The sequence below is a fragment of the uncultured Fibrella sp. genome (assembly GCF_964250085.1).
Taxonomy (GTDB): domain Bacteria; phylum Bacteroidota; class Bacteroidia; order Cytophagales; family Spirosomataceae; genus Fibrella.
In genome coordinates, this window is sequence record NZ_CAXUEC010000007.1 from 221,491 (window position 1) to 242,832 (window position 21,342).

The following is a 21,342-nucleotide window of genomic DNA, read 5'->3' on the forward strand; positions in this document are numbered from 1 at the left end:
GCTTTTGCAGCCTCCTTTTCAGCATCACCCCAACTTAATGAATTTCAACGAATTAGCGATCATTTCGCCTATCCTTGAGGCCCTCGCCGAAGAAGGATACACTACCCCAACCCCGATTCAGGAACAAGCCATCCCGTTAGTGAATGCAGGCCGTGACCTGCTCGGATGCGCCCAGACAGGCACCGGAAAAACCGCCGCCTTTTCGATTCCGACCCTTCAACGGCTTTACACAAAAAAGCAGTCAGGTCAGTGGTCGAACAAGATCAAAGCCCTGATTCTTACGCCAACGCGCGAGCTTGCCATCCAGATCGATGAGAGCCTTGCCGCCTATGGCCGCCACCTCGACCTCCGCCATGCCGTTATTTTCGGTGGTGTTGGTCAGAAATCACAAACGGATGCCCTTCGTAATGGCATCGACATCCTGACCGCCACGCCGGGCCGCCTGCTCGACCTGATGAATCAGGGATTTGTGAACCTGAAGCATGTTGAGTTTTTCGTGCTTGACGAAGCCGACCGGATGCTCGATATGGGTTTTATCCATGATGTTCGCAAGGTGCTGGTTCAACTGCCAACCCAACGGCAGTCGCTGTTTTTCTCGGCTACCATGCCCGACGAAATTGTGAAGCTGGCCGATACGATTCTGACGAACCCCGCCAAGGTGGAGGTTACGCCCGCTTCGTCGACCGCCGATACGGTAGCGCAGGTGGTGTACATGGTGGAAAAAGACGACAAGCGCAGCCTGTTGCTTCACCTGCTCGAAGACAAAAACATTGTTTCTGCGCTGGTATTCAGCCGCACCAAACACGGAGCCGATAAGGTAGCCGAATTCCTGAACAAGCACGGAGTAAAAACCGAAGCGATTCACGGCAATAAGGCGCAAAACGCCCGTCAGCGAGCACTGAGCAACTTTAAAGATCACACCACCCGCGTATTGGTGGCTACTGATATTGCCGCACGGGGCATCGATATCGACAGCCTGTCGCACGTGTTCAACTACGAACTCCCGAATATTCCGGAGAGCTACGTGCACCGTATTGGTCGCACAGGCCGCGCCGGAGCAAGCGGAATCGCCATCTCGTTCTGCGAAACAGACGAGCGGGCGTACCTGAAAGATATCCAGAAGTTGATCGGCAAAACGGTTCCGGTAGCTACCGACAACCCGTATAAATCGGAGAATCTGGACCCTATCGAATGGGCCAAACCGCCAAAACCTGAGCCTAAACAGGGTCGTGGTGGACGTGGTCCGCGGGAGGGCGGTCAAAATGGTGGCCGCAACGGGCAGCCACAAGGACGCAGCAACGATGGCCGTAGGGATGGAGCACGCCCGGCACAGGGTCAGCCCCGTTCAGAGGCACCACGCTCGGAACAACCTGCCCGTCCGGCTGGTCAGTCGACTGGTGGAAACCGTACCAATAGCCCACGGCCCGATAATCGGCCTGCGGGTAATAATCGCAACCCCCGCCGCGACAACCGGAATACGCAAAGTGCTGCTGGCAGTGCCGAAGATGCGCGCTGGAAGCCATGGACTGCTTCGCTTTCTACCTCACCCGACCGGTTCGATAAGCCCCGCGAGTCAGGCAATAACGGGGATAAGAAGAAGCGGTACTAGTAAAACGGGTTCAAAGTTTAATGCCCAAGGTTTAACGTTGCTTCGCCAGAACACAATCAGTCTAATCAGCGAAGCAACGTTAAACCTTGGGCGTTAAACTTTGAACCCGTTTTTGTTATCCCGCTGTCATACCGCCGTCCATCTGAATGGCCTGGCCGGTACAAAAAGCGTTTTCCGGGGCGCACAACCACATGATCGCCTGCGCGATTTCTTCAGGTTGCCCGAAACGGCCCATCGGAATGACACGGCGCATCCGCTCTTCCATCTCCGGGGTCGCATCCATTAATTCCTGCACCATTGCCGAATGCGTGTAGACCGGGCAAATTGCATTGACCCGGATGTTCTTTTTTACATATTCCAGTGCCGCCGTTTTGGTCAAGCCGATAACGCCGTGCTTGGCAGCACTGTAGGGCGCGCCCATTGGCATGCCTTTTACACCCGCAATACTCGACACGTTGACAATTCGGCCCCCTTCCGGCTGTTGCAGCATTTGGCGAATTTGAGCCTGCATACCGTAGAATACGCTCCCGAGATTAACGGCTATCATCTGTTCCCAGTCTTGCATCGATTGATCGATGAGCCGGGCAAACCGCCCGCCAATTCCAGCATTGTTGACGGCCACATCCAGCCGACCAAACGTTTGCAGCGCAAAAGCAACGGTGGCTTTATGCTGTTCAGAATCAGCCACATTACACGTTATATACGCAGCGTCACCGCCCGCCTCTTTGATCTGTTCGACGGTCTGCCGACCGCTGGTTTCGTTAATGTCCGATACAATAAGTTGGGCGCCAGCTTTGGCAAATGCCAGCGCAGTAGCCCGCCCAATACCTGAACCGGCCCCGGTGATAAGAACAACTTGTTGGTTGAATGACGACATGTTGGTACGTTTTATGCACGCTTTATATGTACTGCTGCTTAGTAAAGCATGACAAGTGCTAAAATTAAGTCAAAAAAATGCTGATATATTCTAAACCTCTGTGCAATCCAACTGTCTATATTTACGGTAGATTAACACTACCGTAACAAAACCTATTTTCGAGATGATTGCCAATCCTGAGCTTCCAACACAGCCAGATTTCATCCCTGGCATCTACAATTATTGCGACTCCTGGTGCGAGCGTTGCCCCCTTACAAGTCGTTGCCGCAGCTTTCAGCTTCAGCAGGAAAGTGGCCTGGCCGAACCGGACCCAAACGCGTCATTGGTTGAGCAACTTACCGAAGCATTGCGCATGACGAAGCAGTACCTGGACACGCTGAACAAACAGACAGTGCCGTTGCTACCTGCTTCACCTTCTTCGGAAGAGCAACTGACCCTGGAAGAAGCCGCTTTGAGTCGCCGTCATCAGACAAAAGATCACCCGGCTGCTACTTTAGCTACTGCCTATTTAAAGCAGACAGGTACGTGGCTGGCCAGCGAACGAAAACTGCTGGAGAAAGCAGGGTATCAGCAACTACAAGCAGTGGAATTGGGCATTCGCACAGAAGACGAAGCGATGCTGCAATTGAATACGCTCAAAGACGCGTATGAGCAGATTCGCTGGTATCGCACGTTGATTCCGGTGAAGACGAAAGCAGCGCTTCGGGCCGTCGATGAACAAACCGATGATGCATACCTTCTTTCGTATTATGACGGGAAAGCCAAACTAGTGCTCGTGAGCGTCGATCAGTCATTGACGGCTTGGCAAACCGTAATGGCTTATTACCCCGAAACCACAGACAACCTGTTGGGGATTCTGTCGTTGTTGAGCCAGTTGAATCGGCAGATAGAGGATTTGTTCCCCAATGCGCGTACCTTCAAACGGCCCGGGCTGGATTAATTAGCCGGTCATTAATTATCATCACGTAGTCATTTATAGTCGTTCGTTGTTTCTTTACAATCAGTGACCCTGAATGACTGCTTGATGATAATTAATGACTATCTCAACTCAATGACTATCCGCTTAGCCACTCCCGCCGACGTACCTGACCTGCTTGCTTTAGTAAAGCGCGTTGTGCCACTTATGCAGGCAGCGGGCAATTTCCAGTGGGATGATACGTACCCAAACGCCACCGTTTTCGGTGATGACATTGCCAAACAGCAACTTTGGGTCGCCGATATCGACGGGCAATTGGCAGGCGTTTCGGCCATAACTACCGATCAGGAGCCAACCTATGCCGAAGTTGGCTGGGATATTGATGAACCAGCCATCGTTACGCACCGGCTGGCGGTTGATCCTGCTTTTCGCGGAAGAGGAGTAGCAAAAGCACTGTTACTCCAGGCAGATGAAGTAGCCCGCCAACGCGGAATTCCCGTTTTGCGCATCGACACAAACACGCATAATCAGGTAACACAGCAGTTATTTCCGGCCCTTGGGTACGTCTACGCTGGCGAGATTGGCCTAGATTTCAGGCCGGGGTTGCGGTTTCTGTGCTATGAGAAGCGGCTAAATGAACTCGTGTAGGCCAAGGCCGTTGGCTCGGGTTTGTCAACCCTGCTTTCCACCTACCAGTTGGTTAGAGTAGTTCGTTCTACAAAAAACCAATTTATGAAAACCAAACAGTATGTACTCGGCTTAGCGATGGCCTTCATGGCAACGACAACGTTTGTTGCTTGCGATTCAAAGAAAGAAGACAAAGCGGAGGAAGTAAAGGACGCCCGGGAAGACCTGAATGAAGCACGCGCTGAAGGTGATACGAGCGAAATGCGCGATGAAAAGGCCGACCTGGACTCAGCCAATAAAGAGTACAACGAAGCAGCGCAGGAAGCCCGTCGTGATTCGATCAAGTAAGTAATTGATAAGCTGTTATTTCCACAGCACTTTACAACGAAAGCGGTCTGTTGACGAAACAGACCGCTTTCGTTGTAAAGACGGTTCCTGTCGCCTTACGGTTTGATGCCCATTTTCTTGGCCATATCGGCAAACATCTGAGGGTCGTATTCGTATTCGTCAGAGCCGGGGGCGTTGAGTTGCGGCTCTTCGTCGAGATCAGGCACCGGATGGCCGGGAATAGCGCCCTGAATCACTTCAAGCGGCTGCCCATCTTCTGGATGATTACCATGCCATATTTGACCAACCTGCGTATAATCGTCCTGACTGAATGTATAGAGCTTCAGGTGCAACTTATTTTCCATATGCTTTTTAGCCTCTGGAAACTTGTCATTGCTCAGATCTGGAATCGGTAGTAACTTGGTTACTTCTACACCCGTCAATACTTCCAGCGCCTTGGCATAGGCCACTACGTGCAAACCACCACGAACAAGCAGGTAACCCACCATTTCGCGGGCTGTTGGGTCAGACACCATTTCGTAGGTACGCATTTTACCGGCGCGGGCACCACATTCCAGGAAAAAGTTGTGCAGCAGGTCAAGCTTCAGGTTTCCGCTGCTGAACACGTTATCACCCGACCAGAACTTGCCCATCGAATCCATCGGCAAGGCTGTTTGGCCACTGTTATTGAAGTGGTACGTATTACGGGCATTAACACCGTCGGCGAGCGGAGCAATGGTTGGGTCTATACCACGTTTGGATACGCCCGTCAGCAAAAGATTGATAGCGTACGAAACAACCTCAATATGACCGTATTCTTCTCCAGCGATGCTGCAAATGAGATCGTAGAAAGGCCGAAGCTTGTTCCGACCCCGAAAATTGAACGACTGGTAGGTGTAGTTCATCAGGGTCGACATTTCCCCGAACTTACCACCCAAAAGCTCTTGTATGGCTGCCGCATCATTGGCAGACGGGTTAGTTGGCGTTGGCAGCTCGATTGGCAACCGGTCTATTTTTAAGATCATAACGCATGTTGGTTTACTTATACCACTACCTGCCTAACTGACCCCCATTCGAGTTGTTCTATTTTATCTATAGAAATAGTAGTTATTTTAATAAAATCCACAAAAGGCTCCATTGCCTAATCAGGAACCTTGACTAAACAACCTTATGCAGGCTGCGTCTTCTCTTTTCCGGCCAGTTGCCCGCAGGCAGCATCGATGTCTTTGCCCCGGCTCCGGCGAATGTTGACGGTGATACCCCGGCTATCCAGGAAACCGGCAAACTTGTCGAGCGTTTGCGGGTCAGTATTTTTAAAGTTCGCCTCCGCAATCGGATTATATTCGATGATGTTGATCTTGGCTGGTACGCGCTTCGTAAACTCGTACAGCTCCTTCGCGTCTTGCAGGGTATCGTTGAAATTATAGAAAACGATATACTCAAATGTAACCCGCGTGCCGGTTTTCCGGTAAAAGTAATGCAAGGCGTCGGCAAGATTATCCAGCGAATTACTTTCGTTGATCGGCATAATCTGGTCGCGCTTCACGTCATTAGCCGCATGCAGCGACAGGGCCAAATTGGTTTTCACCTGATCGTCGCCCAGTTGTTTGATCATCTTGGCAATGCCCGCCGTTGAGATCGTCAATCGTTTAGGCGACATGCCCAACCCATCGGGCGAGGTGATCCGATCAACCGATTCGATGACGTTTTTGTAATTCAGCAGCGGCTCGCCCATGCCCATATACACAATGTTGGTCAGCGGCGCATTGAACGTGGTTTTCGCCTGCCGGTCAATCTCCACTACCTGATCGTAGATTTCGGCGGCGTCGAGGTTGCGTTTCCGGTCCATATAGCCTGTAGCGCAGAACTTGCAGGTCAGCGAACACCCCACCTGACTCGACACACAGGCTGTCATTCGGTCCTGGTCGTCGGTACGCAGAGCCGGAATCAGTACACCCTCGACCAGATTACCGTCGTATAGCTTAAACGATGATTTGATGGTGCCGTCGTTGCTACGCTGCTCGGTAGCAACAGACAGCGAATTGATGGCAAAATGCGTGTCGAGTTTTTCGCGTAAGGGCAAAGCGAGGTTGCTCATTTCGCCGAATGAGCGCGCCGATTTTTTCCACAACCACTCGTGTACCTGCTTGGCCCGAAATGCCTGCTCACCGTTCTGTTTAAACCAGTCGGTCAGTTGCGTAGGGTTATATTTTCGAATATCCTGTTTCACTAGTAGACAATTTCCTCTTCGTCGAGGAGATTTTTTATGTTCAACGTGCAATTTTCCAGCACCAGAACGTCATTGCTCCAGTCGGTGATGATGCTGTCTTCACCCGCCTGCATGACTACAACTTTGCGCGAGGTAGTCAACGCTCACAATACCCGTTCAACGCCAATGGGTTGGCCCAGCCAGCACGTCACGGTAGCCCTTGTAGTAAAGGGGTCTCTCGTTCAGTGCTTCGCGGATTAACTGGGCGAACACAGCCGGAGCCAGAGTTTGCGCAGGTTCCTCAGTCGTTATCATGGGCTTGTCGATAGCTGTTCTTTCTTGAATTTCCGGCCCGCTTCCAGGCCTTTCGGCATCCAGACCGTAGCTATGTTCATGACCTTCGGCGCAACGGGGCGCAACAACGGATACATGAAACTATCGCGGGTTTGATTAGGCGGCATTCGGACGTTCATAAAACTGAACAGCCAGAGAATCACACTAATTCCAAAAACCCAGGTGAATATACCAACTGCCGCACCGGCCAGGCTATCGAACGTACCCAGCAGGGTGTATTTGAGCGATCGCCGGAGGGAATAGCCCATACGGTTGATCATGAACACGACCGGAAAGAAGATGATGGAGAACCCCAGCCACGGCAAAAACTTCCGGGCCAGTTCGCGGCTGATGTAAGGAGCCAGCAGGTCGATACCGAATTGCAGGAATTTGAATCCAACAATGAGCGCCACCACAAACGCAATAATAGCCACAATCTCGACCAGCAACCCTTTCCGGTACCCGTTATACGCTCCCCAAAGCAGCGGAATCAGAATAAGGATGTCAATTGTTGCCATGTTGTAAAGAGTGATGAGTGATAGGGGCTCTGCTGCTTCTAAAATTCCAGCCAGACAAAGCCACTCTCGCACTCATCCGCTCGTTCACCCTTTAAAATTACAGCAAACTCTTCACCATAGCGGCGATCGATTTGCCGTCGGCTTGTCCGGCGAGAGCTTTGTTGGCGGCTCCCATCACTTTACCCATATCGCCGGGGCCAGTTGCTCCCACCTGCGCGATTACGGCCTGTACCTGCGCCCGTAATTCATCGTCCGACAGTTGTTTGGGCAGGTACTTTTCAATAACGGCGATTTCGGCCTCTTCGGTAGCCAGCAGATCAGCGCGGCCCTGCTGCCGATAGATATCTGCCGAATCTTTACGTTGCTTTACTGCTTTCGACAACAGCTTGATCTCGTCTTCGGGCTTCAGATCACCACCGGTCGCGCCTTCTTTTGTTTCTTCCAGCAAGATCATCGACTTTACAGCCCGTAAGGCCCGGAGGCGATCCTGATCTCTGGCCTTCATGGCCTCTTTAACGTCAGCGTCGATTTGTTGTTTGAGCGACATATATCTATTGCGAATTAGCGAATGAATGATTTTACGAATACACAAAGGTACAAACCTATAGGGTCTCAGACTTCATAGGTTTAAGTAGGCCCGCCGCACGGTGTTCACCAGATTGTGCGCCCGGCGCGTTGGTTCGGGAATACGGTAGCCGCCATCGCAACGAAGCATCAGATCGACCGACGTTTCCAGATCGATGAGGTTACCAGGCGATACGTAGACGGGATTGACCTTGTTTTTCGTGCGTAACGCCGCACCAATTACCTCGCCCCGGTGCAGCATCGGCGACCAGGACCCGCGTGCCGGTGCCGGTTCTTCGTAGCGCCCAACCAGCACTGATTTGCCACAGCCCAGCGTTGGCCGGTTCAGCCATAAACCCGCGTGGGCTGCAATACCCAGCCGGCGCGGATGCGCAATGCCGTGGCCATCGAATACGACCACGTCGGGCATGATTGTCAGGTTGTTCCAGGCTTCGAGCAGGGCGGGTATCTCGCGAAACGACAGCAGGCCAGGTACGTAGGGAAAAGAAGTAGTGGTGATCGCCGTGGCCTCGGCAATGGTTTCGAGGGTATCAAGCCGCAGCACAACAATACCGGCGTATACGGTCTCTTCAAACTTGTTGAACGAAATATCGCAACCCGCAATCGTTTCGGCAGGGCCACTAAGCGGCTGGATACGTACCTGACCGCGCAACTGCTGCTGAATAGCAATCGCCGCCTCCGCGCTATCCGGCCATTCGTGTAAAGGATTCATAGTGTTGAGTATGTCGTCCGAAGCTCCAGCTTCGGAGGTGAGAAAACAACTATACTTTTACTCCCGAAGCTGGAGCCGCGCGGCGGACCGTTTCAGGCTACAATCACCCCTCCCGCGTGACGCCTTCAATTGCCAGCACCAGATCGGCACCGTAGAGACCGGCGGGGGTTTGAAAACCGGGTTTCACCTCGCCCTGAAGCACTTTGCGGGTAATGATGAGTGCCGAAAGCGCGGTCAGGTTATAGCCTTCGGGACCGGTCAATGTGGCTTCAACGGTTTTGCCATTCCGGTTGCCAACGCGGCCCCAAACCTGCGTTTTCGCCCTGGTGCGTGTAGCTTCGTCAGGACCAGTAACGCGCTTCGTTATTTGCTGGCTCACCCACTTCTGCACGCTTTTCCGACGCAATAGCCAGTTGACCGAATTGCCCAGTTTTGCCAGTCGAATGCCCGCTGGCGTGCTGCCGATAAACGTTTCGATGTTTAGAATGCCCGTGGTATAATAAGCCGTCGATACATCGCCCCAGGGAATACTCATGCAGGGTACAGTCTGCCCATTGGCAAATTTGACAGTCAATACTTTATGGGCATAAGGAACCACTGTCAATTTACCGTTTTCACGCACCAGCCCGCCCTGCCCCAGATTATCGACGGCGGTTTGCGCTGTTCCGTGCGAGAGTGAGCCGCCCTCATTGGCAAAGGCCAGTTGCAGGTACGTAGCGTCGGGCAGTTTCTGGTGCAGGTACATGGCCAGGCAGTCGGTTGGCACTACATCGAAACCTACGCCCGACATCAGCATGACGCCGCGCTCCCGCGCCTGTTGATCCATCGCCGCTCCCTGCTCGAAGACAGCAATCTCGCCCGTAATATCCAGGTAATGAACGCCATTTCGCATACAGGCCTGCTGCATGGGCAGCGCGGTTTTCGAGAAAGGGCCAGCACAATGCAGCACCACAGGCACGTCGCGCATGGCATTGTTCAGGGCAATTTCGTCGGTCAGGTCAGCAACGCGGTAGGTAAAACCGTGCTGCTTGGCCAGCGGGCGAAGCCTGGCCTCATCACGACCACAGAGAATGGGGTTCAGGCCAAATTGGGTGGCTTTCTCCAGAATCAGGCGGGCGGTGTAGCCATTGGCTCCGTACAGCAGGAAGGTGTTGGGCGGGTTCATGATCGGCGGTTTAGCCAGCTAAAGATAGCGGCTGTTGCCAGCCCGCCAACCACATACCAGGCCACGGTCAGCGAGGCGGTGGTGGCCGTTCGGCGAACGGGTTCACTGCCCAGTCCCATCGGCTCGGGTAACGTTACAGCACCGGCCCCCGCCAGGGCACCCAACACGGCACCTACGGGCCAAACAGCCTGCGGCTTTGCCAAACCAATCAGGCTATAGTACAGAGCATTGGACGTCAAATCGCCCGCGAGTGCAGATGCGTACAGCGCGTTGCCGGTCGGTGTGGGCAGGCCGGTGGCTTTTGTAATTTTAATGATGCCGCGCTTACCGAGTTTATCCACACGCGGCGCTTCCGGCTCCACCTGCCGAACGGTTTCGTGAAGGATATTCAGGGCAACAGCCCCGCCAAGTCCGCTCAGTAGCGCATTTGTTAAAGTAGTCATATCGTTGTGTGTGCTTTTTGTTGTAACAAGCCACATCGTCATTAGGCGGTGATTTGTTGTTTATTGGCGTAGACCCCACCCTCCTGAAGAGGGCTACGCCAGCAACCACATAAAACCTGTTCCAAATCAATGTCCCGTCTTTCCCGTCGCCAGACCCTTGCTGCCTTAGGTGCGATCCCAGCAACTTCTTTCCTGAAGAACCTGCCATCGGTCAAACCCAAGTCCGGTCCGTTCACGCTTTGTTTGAACATGAGCACCATCAGGGGCCAGAAGCTGGGCTTCATCGGTGAACTGGAAGCGGCGTCGAAAGCCGGGTTTCGGTCGGTGGAGGTGTGGGTAGGTACGTTGCAGGACTATCTGAAAACCAACACGCCCGCCGAAGCCCGTCGCCGTCTGGCTGATCTGGGAATTACCGTCGAAAATGCTATTGGATTTGCCCCCTGGATCGTGGACGATGCCGCCGCCCGGCAGAAAGGGCTCGACCAGATGAAGCTGGAAATGGAGCAACTGGCACAAATTGGCTGCAAACGCGTGGCAACGCCCCCCATCGGCGCCCAGAATGCCGACGCGCCCATCATCGACCTGCACCGGGCCGCCGAACGTTACCGGGCTTTACTCGACCTGGGTCAGCAAACGGGCGTGAATCCGCAGCTTGAACTCTGGGGGTTTTCTAAAAACCTGAATCGCCTGTCGGAAGTAATGTATGTGGCTGCCGAAGCCAATCACCCCAACGCCCGGCTGTTGCTCGACGTGTATCACCTCTACAAAGGCGGCTCCGGCATAACGGCCCTGCCAATGGTGGGAAAACCGGCTATCGAGGTGTTTCACGTCAACGATTACCCGGCTACGCTCACCCCGGCTCAGATTACCGATGCCGACCGCGTGTATCCCGGCGACGGTGTAGCACCCCTCCGCGATATTCTGAAAATCATCCAGAACCCGGCTCGGCCCGTTGTGCTATCGCTCGAAGTATTCAACAAAAACTACTACGCCCAACCCGCTGATCAGGTTACCAAAACGGCCTACCAGAAGATACAGGCAATGGTTGCCGGTTTGTAAACGCGAACCGCAATACCGCAGTCGTGGTTACCTGAGTAGCCACTAACTGATGATCACCGTTTGTTGATCATTGTTCATTGACCATGACCCGTTTGTCAGTAAACATCAACAAAATTGCCACGATCCGTAATGCGCGGGGTGGCAACAACCCGAATCTGGTTCAGGTAGCCCTCGACTGCGAACGCTTCGGCGCGCAGGGAATTACCGTTCACCCCCGTCCCGACGAACGCCACATTCGCTATCAGGACGTACTTGATTTGCACGAGGTTGTCACCACCGAATTCAACATCGAAGGCAACCCCGACGACCGGTTCATCGAGTTGGTGAAGCGTGTGAAGCCCGCCCAGGTAACGCTCGTACCCGACGCGCCCGATGCCATCACCTCGAATGCAGGCTGGGACACCATTCGCCACGCCGATCACCTGCGGAAGCTGATCGACACGTTTAAAGAAGACGGTATTCGGGTATCTATTTTCGTGGATGCCGACGAGCGCATGGTGGAAGGAGCCAAAGCCGTGGGTACCGATCGCATCGAACTGTATACCGAACCTTACGCCACCCACTACCCCACCAACCGCGATGCGGCCGTAGCGCCCTTTGTGTTGGCCGCTCGCAAAGCTCAGGAACTCGGTCTCGGCCTAAACGCCGGGCACGATTTAAGCCTTGAAAACCTGCGTTTCTTTGCCCAGCACGTACCTGGCCTGCTGGAAGTATCCATCGGTCACGCACTTATCTGCGATGCGCTCTATTTCGGTCTGGAAAATACGATTCAACTGTATAGACGAGAATTAACTGAAACCCACTACCGCACCAGCGGCGTTTTGTGAGTCGGCGTAACTAGTACGTAGCTTATAATGGTGCGCGGATTTTTGGATTAAAATAGATTTGCTCTGCTCCAAGTATAAATCCGCGCAAATCCTTTTAATCCGAGTGCCATCAAACCATCCATATGCCCCTTCCCCTCCACGATTTTCTTGAGCAAGCCAAAACCCTACCCATCATCGACGTGCGCTCGCCGGGGGAGTTTGCGCATGCCCATATTCCGGGAGCGGTGAACATGCCATTGTTCGACAACAGCGAACGGGCGCAGATCGGCACGACATACAAGCAGGTGGGCAAAGACGCCGCCGTCTTGCAGGGGCTTGATCTGGTTGGACCCAAAATGGCTGGCTTTGTTCGGGACGCGCAGGCATTAAACCCGACGGGAAAGCAGGTGCTGGTACACTGCTGGCGCGGGGGCATGCGGTCGGGGTCGATGGCGTGGCTATTCAACACGGCGGGCCTGCAAGCCGACACGCTGACTGGTGGCTACAAAGCGTACCGTACCGAGGTGCTGACTTCCTTCGCTGAGCCCCGTAACCTGATTATTCTAGGTGGAAAAACCGGCTCGGGCAAGACCGATATTCTGAAGCAATTGGCGGCGCAGGGCGAACAGGTAATTGATCTGGAAGGGCTGGCGCATCATAAAGGCTCATCATACGGAGCCATCGGGCAGTTGCCCCAACCGTCGAGCGAGCAGTTCGAGAACCTAGTATACGAGCAATGGCGGCAACTTGATCCAACCCGCCGAATCTGGCTGGAAGATGAGAGCAAGAATATAGGTCGCTGTCATATAGCCGCACCACTTTGGCAACAGATGCGCAACGCCACTGTCGCGTTTATCGACGTACCCAGAGACGTGCGCGTACAGCGCCTTGTGCAGGAATATACCGGCATCGATCACGAATTACTGGTTGAAGCCACCAAACGCATTGAGCGCCGCCTGGGTGGTCTGGCCGCCAGGCAGGCACTGGCCGCCCTGGATCAGCAAGATTATGCCACCGTGGCTGAGCTTACGCTGGTTTACTACGACAAAGCTTATCTAAATGGTCTTAGCCAGCGCGATGTTCCTATGGTGAATCAGCTACCAATTGAGGTCGACGATCCATCGCAGACAGCGTTGGAGTTGATCACCTGGGCAGACCAGGTTCATGTTCTTCACAACTGAAGCATCCCCTGCCTTTACACCAACGAAAGCCATGCGTTGGCATACAAGTCCACCACCCGATACCGACCGGGAATTACCTGTACCGATTGTGTAGCTTTCCGAGTGCCATCGAGCATATTCACTGCCAGGTGCATGTACAGCTATTTTTTCGGCTTCATATGCCTGATTACTTCCTGCTTCGGGAAAGCCAGTCGCCAAACGGCTAGTGGCTGTTTCTGCCGACCAAAACAGATCTGGCTCAGGGCGTTTCCGACCGGAACAGCCGCGTTGTAGACAAAGAGGGTATCACCAATTCGCTGAATATTACTCGACTGGGGAAGCTTCTTTTCCGCGTTATACACGTACGCATCCAGCACCTCGCGCTCCTTTTGCGCCAGCTTCGGGTTTTGCACATCGGCGGCACTCAACAGGCTGATGGTCATACCGTATCGCCGGGCAATTGCCTGGGTTTTGGGTAAGTCCTGTAGGGTACAGATGCTGGTAGCGGCATCGCCTCTTGCCAGCTTTTCGGTAGCTTCCTTTTCTGCAAGAACCACAATCTGCTCACCCCAGCTATTCACTGCCTCGTTCAGATCAGCATTGGTTAGCCGCCTCACTTTCTTGTCGGCCATTTCCTGCTTCAGCGCATCCGTGTATTTGATACGGTCGGGGTTGCAGGCAAACGTGGCGATAACAATGGCAAGAAGAACCGAGTAGCGAAGCATAATACCGGGGGTTTGCCTGAAAACGCGAGACAAGGCCATTGGGTTGCAGGTACGTTGATTTTGGGTGCTAATCACTTATAGCTTACCTGTGGCAAGTGACAACGTAAATCCACAAAAAAATCCCGCACTGGCGAGCCGTTGCGGGATTTTCGTTACTAGCTAGTCAGGTACGTTACTTGCCCCGGCCTCCACGGCGGTTCTGGCCTTTTGGCGACGCGCCTTTTGTGCGTTTTACTTCACTGCCGACGGCTTTTGAGCGGCCGCCTGCCGTGGCTGAGGTCGACGTGTTAGCGGCTTTACGGCCGCGGGCTGCGTTGCGCTGGCTTTGATCAATCGGGCTATCGGAGCGGCGACTGCGACTCCCGCCCGAACGACCTGATGAGGTACGTTCACCACCTTCCCAGCCGTCTTCGGCGGTTTTGGCGTTGTCGGTTATCAGCGCGAAATCGATGCTGCGGCGGGCCAGGTTGGCTTCTTTTACGCGTACCGTTACGGCATCACCGAAGGTGTACATTTTCTTCGATTTACGGCCGATGATGCGGTAATTGTCTTTGTCGTACTCGTAGAAATCGTCGGTCAGGTCCTGCATACGCACGAGTCCTTCGCAACTGTTTTCGGGAATTTCCACGAAGAACCCGAACTCGGTCACGCCAGCAATCACGCCCGCGAACTCCATATCTTTTGGCATGCGGCTCATGAACTCCACCTGCTTATACTTGATACTGGCCCGTTCCGCTTCGGCCGCCACTTTTTCACGATCCGACGCGTGTTTGCAGCGCGCCTCCAGTGCTTCCCGATCAACCGACCGACCTTTGTCGAGGTAGTGTTGCAACAGGCGGTGCGCCATCATATCGGGATACCGACGGATGGGCGACGTGAAGTGCGAGTAACGGGCGAAAGCCAGACCAAAATGGCCCAGGTCTTCGGTACTGTACCGCGCTTTCGACATAGTACGCACGGCCAGTTGCGACAGCATTCCCTGCTCGGGTTTGCCTTCGATCTGCTCCATAAACTTGTTCATCGACCGCGACAGGTGCGTGTCATCGACGTTGAGTTTGTAGCCTAACCGGCGGGCAAATTCCGAGAACACGCGCAGTCGGTCTTCGTCGGGGCCTTCGTGAACGCGGTAGACCATTGTATTGGCTTCGTCGCCCTTCGACAAACGCATCACAAATTCGGCTACCCGCTTGTTGGCCAGCAGCATGAATTCTTCGATCAGCTTGTTCGTATCCTGCCGAATCTTTGGAATCACCGCCAGTGGCACGCCGTTTTCATCAAGTTTAAAGCGAACTTCCGGCGTTTCAAAATTGATGGCTCCGTGCTGGAATCGTTCGTCGCGCAGTTTGTGGGCCAGTCCGTTCAGGAGGGTCAGTTCTTTCACGAAGTCGCCCTGACCTGCATTCAGAATATCCTGCGCTTCTTCGTAAGAGAAACGGCGGTCGGAGTGAATCGCCGTGCGGCCAAACCATTCCTTGCTGATCTTCCCTTCATCGTTCATCTCGAACACCGCCGAGAACGTCAGTTTGTCTTCGTTCGGACGAAGTGAGCAAACACCGTTCGACAGCTTTTCGGGCAGCATGGGCACCACACGGTCGACCAGGTAAACCGATGTGGCGCGTTTGTAGGCTTCTTCTTCCAGTTCAGTGCCGGGCGTAACGTAGTGCGTGACATCCGCAATGTGAATACCGATTTCGTAGATCCCGTTATCTAAGTACTTAACAGACAGGGCATCATCAAAATCCTTCGCATCAACGGGATCGATGGTAAAGGTAGTCGTGGTGCGGAAGTCGCGGCGGCGGGCAAACTCAGCCTCGTCAATCTCCACCGGAATTTCTTCCGACTCTTTTTCAACTTCAGCCGGAAACTCGATCGGCAACCCGAATTCAGCCAGAATAGCGTGCATTTCGGTGTTGTGATCACCGGCTACGCCTAGCACACTTATTACTTCACCTTCGAAATAACCGTCGCGGTCATCGCTTTCGGGGTATTTCGTCAGGCGTACAATCACCTTTTCGTTTTCATTCGCTCCACCGAGTTTATCGGCAGGAATCAGAATGTCGTGGTAAATACGGCGGCTGTCGGGGGCAACGATAAAGTCTTTACCATGCCGTTCCAACGTACCTACAATTTCGGGTTTACCACGTTCGGCAATGCTCACTACCCGACCAACGATGCGCTTGGCCATTTGCCGCGTGCCGCGCTGCCGCGAGTCACTGAAGGCTATGACCCGAACCATATCGCCATCAATGGCACCGCCAAGGTCTTCGGCCGGAATCCAGATGTCGTTGTCCCGGTCCCGGTTGCCATTTTGAGGGACGATAAATGCAAACTTACTGTTCACATGCTCGACCTTACCAAGAATAGTGTTTTGATTCTGGTTGAACTGAAACCGGCCATCGGGCAGGCGAGTGAGGCGGCCTTCGTCGTGCAGTTCGCCAATCAGACCCTGAACCATCAGCTTCAGCTTCCGATCATCCGCATCAAAGTTCTCGACCACATCCATCGTGCTCCACTGGCCGGTGTTGTTGATCTCGAAAAAAGCCGCAACGTCGTTCTTCAGCTCGTCGATATAGGAATTGGCTTGATTGAAACCAGCCGAACTTGCCGCTCTGATTTCTTTTCCATAATTACCCCGGCGGGTGCTGCTTTTCTGCTGCCCCTGCGCCGATGGTGATTTGGTATATTTTGTTTGTTTGGGTTTCATTAGGAAAATAGTTTCAGGTTTGACGTTGCAGGCGGTCCGCCTGCAACGTCAAACCTGAAACTCTAAACGTGTAATATGCCTTCCAGCCCGAGCGCAGGTACGTTGACCAGGTGTTGCTCGGTGATGCTGTCGGGCACGAAGATGAATTTTTTGTCGTAAATCTGGTTGCCAACATAATAGCTGACCCAGTATTCATTATTCAGGTGAAACACATCGGGAATAATGGTTTCAATCAGTTCATGCGCATTAGGTTCAATGGAAACGAAGAAATGGCGGAGGGTCGCCGTTTTCTGCTCTTCGCCGTCTTTCTCCCCATATCCCCGCGACGTCACGAACACGGTATGAATGGGTTGTTCATTCTGGTTGATGAGGAACACCTGCCAGTCGTATTCGTTAATCTCATTCAATTTGCGGGCCACAACTACCTGTATGCCCTCAACGGGTAAGAAAGGAATGTCTTTTTTCATTGGGAATCTACCTAACCCTCAGCCCCTCTCCTGGTTTCAGGAAAGGAGAGCCACACTACAGCAGCTTCGCCAACATATTAGCTGGTGACCTGGCGACGCTCTTGCAGGGCAACTCCCCTTCCCTGAAACCAGGGGAGGGGCTGGGAGTGAAGTTATATAGTCATATCAAACAAATTAACCAGGTGCCGCTGCACATGTTGGGCCACTTCAGCCACAGGAACCGGGTGGCCTAATTCCTGCTGCATGGAGGTCACGGCTTTGTCGGCGATGCCACAGGGCACAATATGATTAAAATAACTCAAGTCGGTGTTTACGTTCAAGGCAAAACCGTGCATGGTTACCCAACGGCTCGCTTTTACGCCCATCGCACAAATTTTTCGCTGGCCTCTCTCGTCGTCGAGCCAGACACCCGTCAGGCCCGGAATACGGCCCGCGTTGATGCCGTACTCGCTGACGGTCAGGATAATAGCCTCTTCCAGTAGCCGCATGTAGCGGTGAATGTCGGTGAAGAAATTGTCCAGATCCAGAATGGGGTAACCCACTAGCTGGCCGGGGCCGTGGTAGGTTATGTCGCCCCCCCGGTTGATGCGATGATAGGTGGCACCAATCTGCTTCAGAAACGCATCGTTGGCCAGCAAATGGCTTTCATGCCCGCTCTTCCCGAGGGTATACACGTGTGGGTGTTCGCAGAAAAGCAGATGATTGGGCGTCGGTTGCTGCTCGTCGGGCGGGAGCTGACGGTTGGCAATCTTAACGGCGACGGTATCGGCAAAAACGCGTTCCTGCTCGTCCCAGGCGGTTTGGTAATCGATCAGGCCGAGGTCGCGAACGGTCACTGATTTGTTCTGAAGCGTAGTGGTACTCATTCTACAACTAGAACACACTGAGGCGGTAAGGGGTTCGTTTGCCGATTAGCTACATCTTTTGCCAGAAAGCGGCTGCTTCCATAAGCCATGCAATGCCGATGTGGATGAGCAAGCCGCCCCAGATACTCCGGGTGGATAAAGCCAAAACGCCCAGAATATAGCCGCCGAACAGGGACGAAATGGTTTCGCCCAGTGGGCGGCCGAAATGGATGGTGGCGTACCAGACAATCATGGGCAATACCGGGCCGGGCTTCGCCAGGCCTGACCATCCTGTAGTTGGGCCAGGTACGTTGCGTTGCAGGATTCGGCTGAGGCCGATGACCAGGAAGCCGCGAAAGAGCAGTTCGGTTGGTACAAAATCCCAGCCGTAGGCCAGTTCATAGCCTAGTGCCGTCACCCATTCAGGTACGTTCAGCAGGGTGTGGGCGTTTGTGTTCCGGTAGGTCGGATACGATTGCAGAAAGTCGGGCTGGAACGAGGCGTAGGTAATGATGGGCACCATCAGGGCCAGCAGCGTGGCATAAACGAGCAGGCCTTTCTGCTTGGGGCGCATTCCGTAGAAGCCATTATCGGGCTTATCGATCAGGAGGTAGTACAGGGCAAGCGGCAGCACAATCGTGACCAGCGAATGGACATTGCTCAATACTTTAAACACATATACATACAGGCCAAAGTCGGGGAAGTGTTGTTGCGCCCAATCAGAGTAGGCCACAAAACCGGCGTAGTAGGCGTAGGCAACCAGCGCAACGAGCGTGTGCAGCCAGAACCAGCGATTACGCCAGATATCGGTGCGGTTGTGAAATACGCTCCATAACCCAAACGCCCCATAATAGGCGGTGGCGTACATACTGAAATACCAGACCTGCCGCCAGGGACTGTAGGGTTGCTTGTCAATGACGTCGTTTTCGAGGCGAAACCGGTAATTGAGTGTAATCAGCAAGCCCACCCATACAGCCGTTGCCAGGTAAAGGCCCAACTTAAAATCAGCCCGCAGGTAAGCGCGAATGTCCCGGAGCAGTTCGGTCATAGAAAAAGAGGTTCAACGTTAGACCCTGGTTGTAAGCTGGCCCGTTGCTTTTTCTATCAACCCTTCAATATGTGTCTGGAAATCAGCTTCGGCCTGGTTCTGTTGCGCTGGTGACCAGTTGCGTTCGATGGCCAACAGGCGGGCGGTAACAGGCAGTGCTTCCAGCGTAGCTTTCCAGTCGATGAGGCCGAGGCGAATCCGACGCATCAATATGTCGGGCAGGGTTTGGGCCATTTCGGTACGGGCGGCGTAAATTACTTCGGCCTGAATGAAGGGATGACCAACGGCCAGTCGGGTGAGCCAGTCGGATTCTTCGCGCAGAAGTCGCAGCACATTCAGCGCGTCGGTGCCGTAGGTGTTGGCCAGATGATCGAGCACATCGGCGGGGTATTCGGGGTAGCTATCCGTCAGGTGCTGGCGGTACTTGCGGTTATATCCCTCGGCTCCCTGCAAGAGCAAAGTTTCCGTTTGGCAGGGCGTTATTGTGCCAAGAATTTCACAACAGGCGTCGATCGTTTCCTGGGCCATGAGCCGGTAGGTCGTCCATTTTCCACCCATGATGCTGACAAGGCCCGACACGGGATCGATCTCTACTTCATGATCGCGCACCAGCGCCTGGCTGGAGGCGTTCGGGTCGGCCTGTAGCAGCGGGCGCAGACCGGCAAAACCACCCGTGAGGGCTTCTATTGGTATCGGGTTCTTCACGTACTGATTCACGTGGTCGAGCAGGTACGTTGCCTCGTCGGGGAGGAGTGCAGGTACGTCGGTGGGGTCGGCTTCGGTATCGGTGGTGCCGATGAGCCATTGCCCGCGCCACGGAATAGCAAAAAGAACGCGACCATCTTTGGTTTTCGGCACCAGCAACGCCGCCGGTTCAGTTTGCCCGTCAGCAATTGGCAGGGCCGAACCAGCCAGCACCGCGTGGGCACCTTTACTCGCCCGCATTCTGGCTCCCTGCTTTGGGTTGGCTCCCTGCCGTAACCCATCGGCATGCGTGCCCGTGGCGTTGACGAATACGCTGGCTTTCACCGAAAACGACGTACCGGTCAGCTTGTCAATGACCTCGACGGCGGTGAGTTGACCGGAGCTATCGGCGATAATGTTCCTGACTAAAACGTGATTCGCCACCGCCGCCCCTTTCGCCGCCGCCGTCTGTACCATGCTCAGGTTCAGCCGGATATCATCAAACTGACCATCGTAGTACATGACTGCGCTGTGCAGCTTATTGGGGTCAAAGGCCGGAAAATGACGGAGTGTGCTCGCTTTATTGAGCCATCGACTGGGAGCCATACGTCGGCTACCGGCCAATAGGTCATAGATTTTCAGACCAATGGCGTAATACGCGCCTTCGATCAGGTTATTGACGGGCGTAAGTAACGCCAGCGGATGACACAGGTGCGGCGCAATGTGGAGCAGTGTGCGGCGTTCGTGCAGGGCTTTTCGAACCAGCGATAACTGCTTGGGGTCGAACGTCTTCACGGCCTGCTCCAGGTAACGTACCCCGCCATGCACCAGCTTGGTCGACGTACCTGACGTACCCGCCCCGAAATCGTCGGCCTCCAGCAGGGCTACACGCAGGCCGCGACTGGCGGCGTCTACGGCACAACCCGCACCCGATGCGCCAGCGCCAATGATACAGATGTCGAAAACGTCAGCCTGTAGCCGGGCGAGGTGAGTGGAGCGATTCATTTTTTATCGTATTTCTTCGGCGCATATAGAAACCCAAAGGCTTCGGCCCCTTCGCGGGTGTGTACCTTGTGGTGGACGTAGTGCGCCCGCATGATCCGAATCAGGTACGGATTTGTTGTTTTGAAGCTAATTCTGATCCGGCGGTGAACGATAACATCATGGAAGACAAAATAGCCAATACCGTAGAGGGTAACGCCCGCCGCAACAGGTGCCAGAAACCATAACGACGGTATTTCCAGACCGGCAATAAACAGGCCAACAGCCACACCGCTAAACAATACGCTGAAGAGGTCGTTCACCTCAAAGAAACCCTTATGTGCGTTATGATGCGAGTGGTGCCAGTTCCACATGATCCCATGCATGATGTACTTGTGGGTGAACCAGGCCACTCCTTCCATAGTAACCAGGGTGGCTAAAGCGATGGCAACGTTTATGAGCATTTTTGCGTTTATAAAGTAATCGCGTTTGATTCAGATAACGACCAGCAAGACCGAAAAGTTGGCAACAAGGCCAGCCAC

The 21,342-nt window shown here is 53.9% G+C and carries 23 protein-coding genes; 7 read left to right on the forward strand and 16 right to left on the reverse strand.

All coding sequences use genetic code 11. From position 1 onward, the window contains the following. Positions 1 to 37 precede the first annotated feature (37 nt). A complete protein-coding gene (locus ACFE8Q_RS20965) occupies positions 38 to 1,609 on the forward strand; it encodes a DEAD/DEAH box helicase (protein WP_375447394.1) in 1,572 nt (523 codons plus the stop codon). A gap of 115 nt (positions 1,610 to 1,724) precedes the next feature. Here ACFE8Q_RS20965 and ACFE8Q_RS20970 read toward each other — a convergent pair whose 3' ends face one another. Next, on the reverse strand, positions 1,725 to 2,486 hold the full coding sequence (locus tag ACFE8Q_RS20970; RefSeq protein WP_375447395.1) for an SDR family NAD(P)-dependent oxidoreductase: 762 nt from the start codon (positions 2,484 to 2,486) through the stop codon (positions 1,725 to 1,727). Positions 2,487 to 2,649: 163 nt separating this feature from the next. Here ACFE8Q_RS20970 and ACFE8Q_RS20975 point away from each other — a divergent pair, with 163 nt between their 5' ends. The 3 genes from ACFE8Q_RS20975 (at position 2,650) to ACFE8Q_RS20985 (ending at position 4,377) form a co-directional block, all read left to right on the forward strand. Next, a complete protein-coding gene (locus tag ACFE8Q_RS20975; protein WP_375447396.1) occupies positions 2,650 to 3,426 on the forward strand; it encodes a hypothetical protein in 777 nt (258 codons plus the stop codon). 111 nt (positions 3,427 to 3,537) lie between these two features. After that, complete coding sequence (locus tag ACFE8Q_RS20980) at positions 3,538 to 4,050, forward strand: GNAT family N-acetyltransferase (protein ID WP_375447397.1); 513 nt, start codon at positions 3,538 to 3,540, stop codon at positions 4,048 to 4,050. 84 nt (positions 4,051 to 4,134) lie between these two features. Continuing rightward, positions 4,135 to 4,377: a hypothetical protein gene (locus ACFE8Q_RS20985; RefSeq protein ID WP_375447398.1), complete on the forward strand. Its 243-nt coding sequence runs from the start codon at positions 4,135 to 4,137 to the stop codon at positions 4,375 to 4,377. A 95-nt stretch (positions 4,378 to 4,472) separates the two neighbouring features. Here ACFE8Q_RS20985 and ACFE8Q_RS20990 read toward each other — a convergent pair whose 3' ends face one another. The 8 genes from ACFE8Q_RS20990 to ACFE8Q_RS21025 form a co-directional block, all read right to left on the reverse strand. Beyond that, complete coding sequence (locus tag ACFE8Q_RS20990; RefSeq protein WP_375447399.1) at positions 4,473 to 5,381, reverse strand: manganese catalase family protein; 909 nt, start codon at positions 5,379 to 5,381, stop codon at positions 4,473 to 4,475. 143 nt (positions 5,382 to 5,524) lie between these two features. Then, positions 5,525 to 6,586, reverse strand: a complete 1,062-nt coding sequence (gene rlmN, locus ACFE8Q_RS20995) for a 23S rRNA (adenine(2503)-C(2))-methyltransferase RlmN (protein WP_375447400.1) — start codon at positions 6,584 to 6,586, stop codon at positions 5,525 to 5,527. Then, entirely contained in the window at positions 6,586 to 6,726 is a 141-nt protein-coding gene (locus tag ACFE8Q_RS21000) for a hypothetical protein (RefSeq protein WP_375447401.1), read from the reverse strand. The genes rlmN and ACFE8Q_RS21000 overlap by 1 nt, the downstream gene beginning before the upstream one ends. A gap of 150 nt (positions 6,727 to 6,876) precedes the next feature. Then, positions 6,877 to 7,416: a CvpA family protein gene (locus ACFE8Q_RS21005; RefSeq protein ID WP_375447402.1), complete on the reverse strand. Its 540-nt coding sequence runs from the start codon at positions 7,414 to 7,416 to the stop codon at positions 6,877 to 6,879. Positions 7,417 to 7,513: 97 nt separating this feature from the next. Then, entirely contained in the window at positions 7,514 to 7,963 is a 450-nt protein-coding gene (locus ACFE8Q_RS21010; RefSeq protein ID WP_375447403.1) for a GatB/YqeY domain-containing protein, read from the reverse strand. Positions 7,964 to 8,035: 72 nt separating this feature from the next. Beyond that, complete coding sequence (gene nfi, locus ACFE8Q_RS21015; RefSeq protein WP_375447404.1) at positions 8,036 to 8,713, reverse strand: deoxyribonuclease V; 678 nt, start codon at positions 8,711 to 8,713, stop codon at positions 8,036 to 8,038. A gap of 103 nt (positions 8,714 to 8,816) precedes the next feature. Beyond that, positions 8,817 to 9,878: a saccharopine dehydrogenase family protein gene (locus ACFE8Q_RS21020; protein WP_375447405.1), complete on the reverse strand. Its 1,062-nt coding sequence runs from the start codon at positions 9,876 to 9,878 to the stop codon at positions 8,817 to 8,819. Beyond that, the gene (locus ACFE8Q_RS21025; RefSeq protein WP_375447406.1) at positions 9,875 to 10,321 is read right to left on the reverse strand and encodes a hypothetical protein; all 447 of its coding nucleotides are present in this window, start codon (positions 10,319 to 10,321) and stop codon (positions 9,875 to 9,877) included. The genes ACFE8Q_RS21020 and ACFE8Q_RS21025 overlap by 4 nt, the downstream gene beginning before the upstream one ends. A gap of 129 nt (positions 10,322 to 10,450) precedes the next feature. Between ACFE8Q_RS21025 and ACFE8Q_RS21030 the strand changes: the two genes are divergently transcribed. The 3 genes from ACFE8Q_RS21030 to mnmH all read left to right on the forward strand — a co-directional run bounded on the left by ACFE8Q_RS21030 (position 10,451) and on the right by mnmH (position 13,367). Further along, entirely contained in the window at positions 10,451 to 11,380 is a 930-nt protein-coding gene (locus tag ACFE8Q_RS21030; RefSeq protein WP_375447407.1) for a sugar phosphate isomerase/epimerase family protein, read from the forward strand. Positions 11,381 to 11,463: 83 nt separating this feature from the next. Continuing rightward, a complete protein-coding gene (locus ACFE8Q_RS21035) occupies positions 11,464 to 12,207 on the forward strand; it encodes a pyridoxine 5'-phosphate synthase (RefSeq protein ID WP_375447408.1) in 744 nt (247 codons plus the stop codon). Positions 12,208 to 12,329: 122 nt separating this feature from the next. Then, complete coding sequence (gene mnmH, locus ACFE8Q_RS21040) at positions 12,330 to 13,367, forward strand: tRNA 2-selenouridine(34) synthase MnmH (RefSeq protein WP_375447409.1); 1,038 nt, start codon at positions 12,330 to 12,332, stop codon at positions 13,365 to 13,367. 140 nt (positions 13,368 to 13,507) lie between these two features. On the opposite strand, the gene ACFE8Q_RS21045 is transcribed toward mnmH, so the two are convergent. The 7 genes from ACFE8Q_RS21045 to ACFE8Q_RS21075 form a co-directional block, all read right to left on the reverse strand. Beyond that, on the reverse strand, positions 13,508 to 14,110 hold the full coding sequence (locus ACFE8Q_RS21045; RefSeq protein WP_375447410.1) for a hypothetical protein: 603 nt from the start codon (positions 14,108 to 14,110) through the stop codon (positions 13,508 to 13,510). A 133-nt stretch (positions 14,111 to 14,243) separates the two neighbouring features. Further along, a complete protein-coding gene (gene rnr, locus ACFE8Q_RS21050) occupies positions 14,244 to 16,775 on the reverse strand; it encodes a ribonuclease R (RefSeq protein ID WP_375447411.1) in 2,532 nt (843 codons plus the stop codon). Positions 16,776 to 16,837: 62 nt separating this feature from the next. After that, entirely contained in the window at positions 16,838 to 17,242 is a 405-nt protein-coding gene (locus ACFE8Q_RS21055; RefSeq protein ID WP_085411772.1) for a hypothetical protein, read from the reverse strand. 152 nt (positions 17,243 to 17,394) lie between these two features. Continuing rightward, a complete protein-coding gene (lipB, locus tag ACFE8Q_RS21060) occupies positions 17,395 to 18,108 on the reverse strand; it encodes a lipoyl(octanoyl) transferase LipB (RefSeq protein ID WP_375447412.1) in 714 nt (237 codons plus the stop codon). Positions 18,109 to 18,157: 49 nt separating this feature from the next. After that, the gene (locus tag ACFE8Q_RS21065; protein WP_375447413.1) at positions 18,158 to 19,135 is read right to left on the reverse strand and encodes a type II CAAX prenyl endopeptidase Rce1 family protein; all 978 of its coding nucleotides are present in this window, start codon (positions 19,133 to 19,135) and stop codon (positions 18,158 to 18,160) included. Positions 19,136 to 19,153: 18 nt separating this feature from the next. Further along, a complete protein-coding gene (locus ACFE8Q_RS21070) occupies positions 19,154 to 20,824 on the reverse strand; it encodes a glycerol-3-phosphate dehydrogenase/oxidase (protein WP_375447414.1) in 1,671 nt (556 codons plus the stop codon). Continuing rightward, positions 20,821 to 21,264 (reverse strand): beta-carotene hydroxylase, encoded by a 444-nt coding sequence (locus ACFE8Q_RS21075; RefSeq protein WP_375447415.1) that lies wholly within the window; start codon positions 21,262 to 21,264, stop codon positions 20,821 to 20,823. Before ACFE8Q_RS21075 ends, ACFE8Q_RS21070 begins: the two co-directional genes overlap by 4 nt. Positions 21,265 to 21,342: the final 78 nt, after the last annotated feature.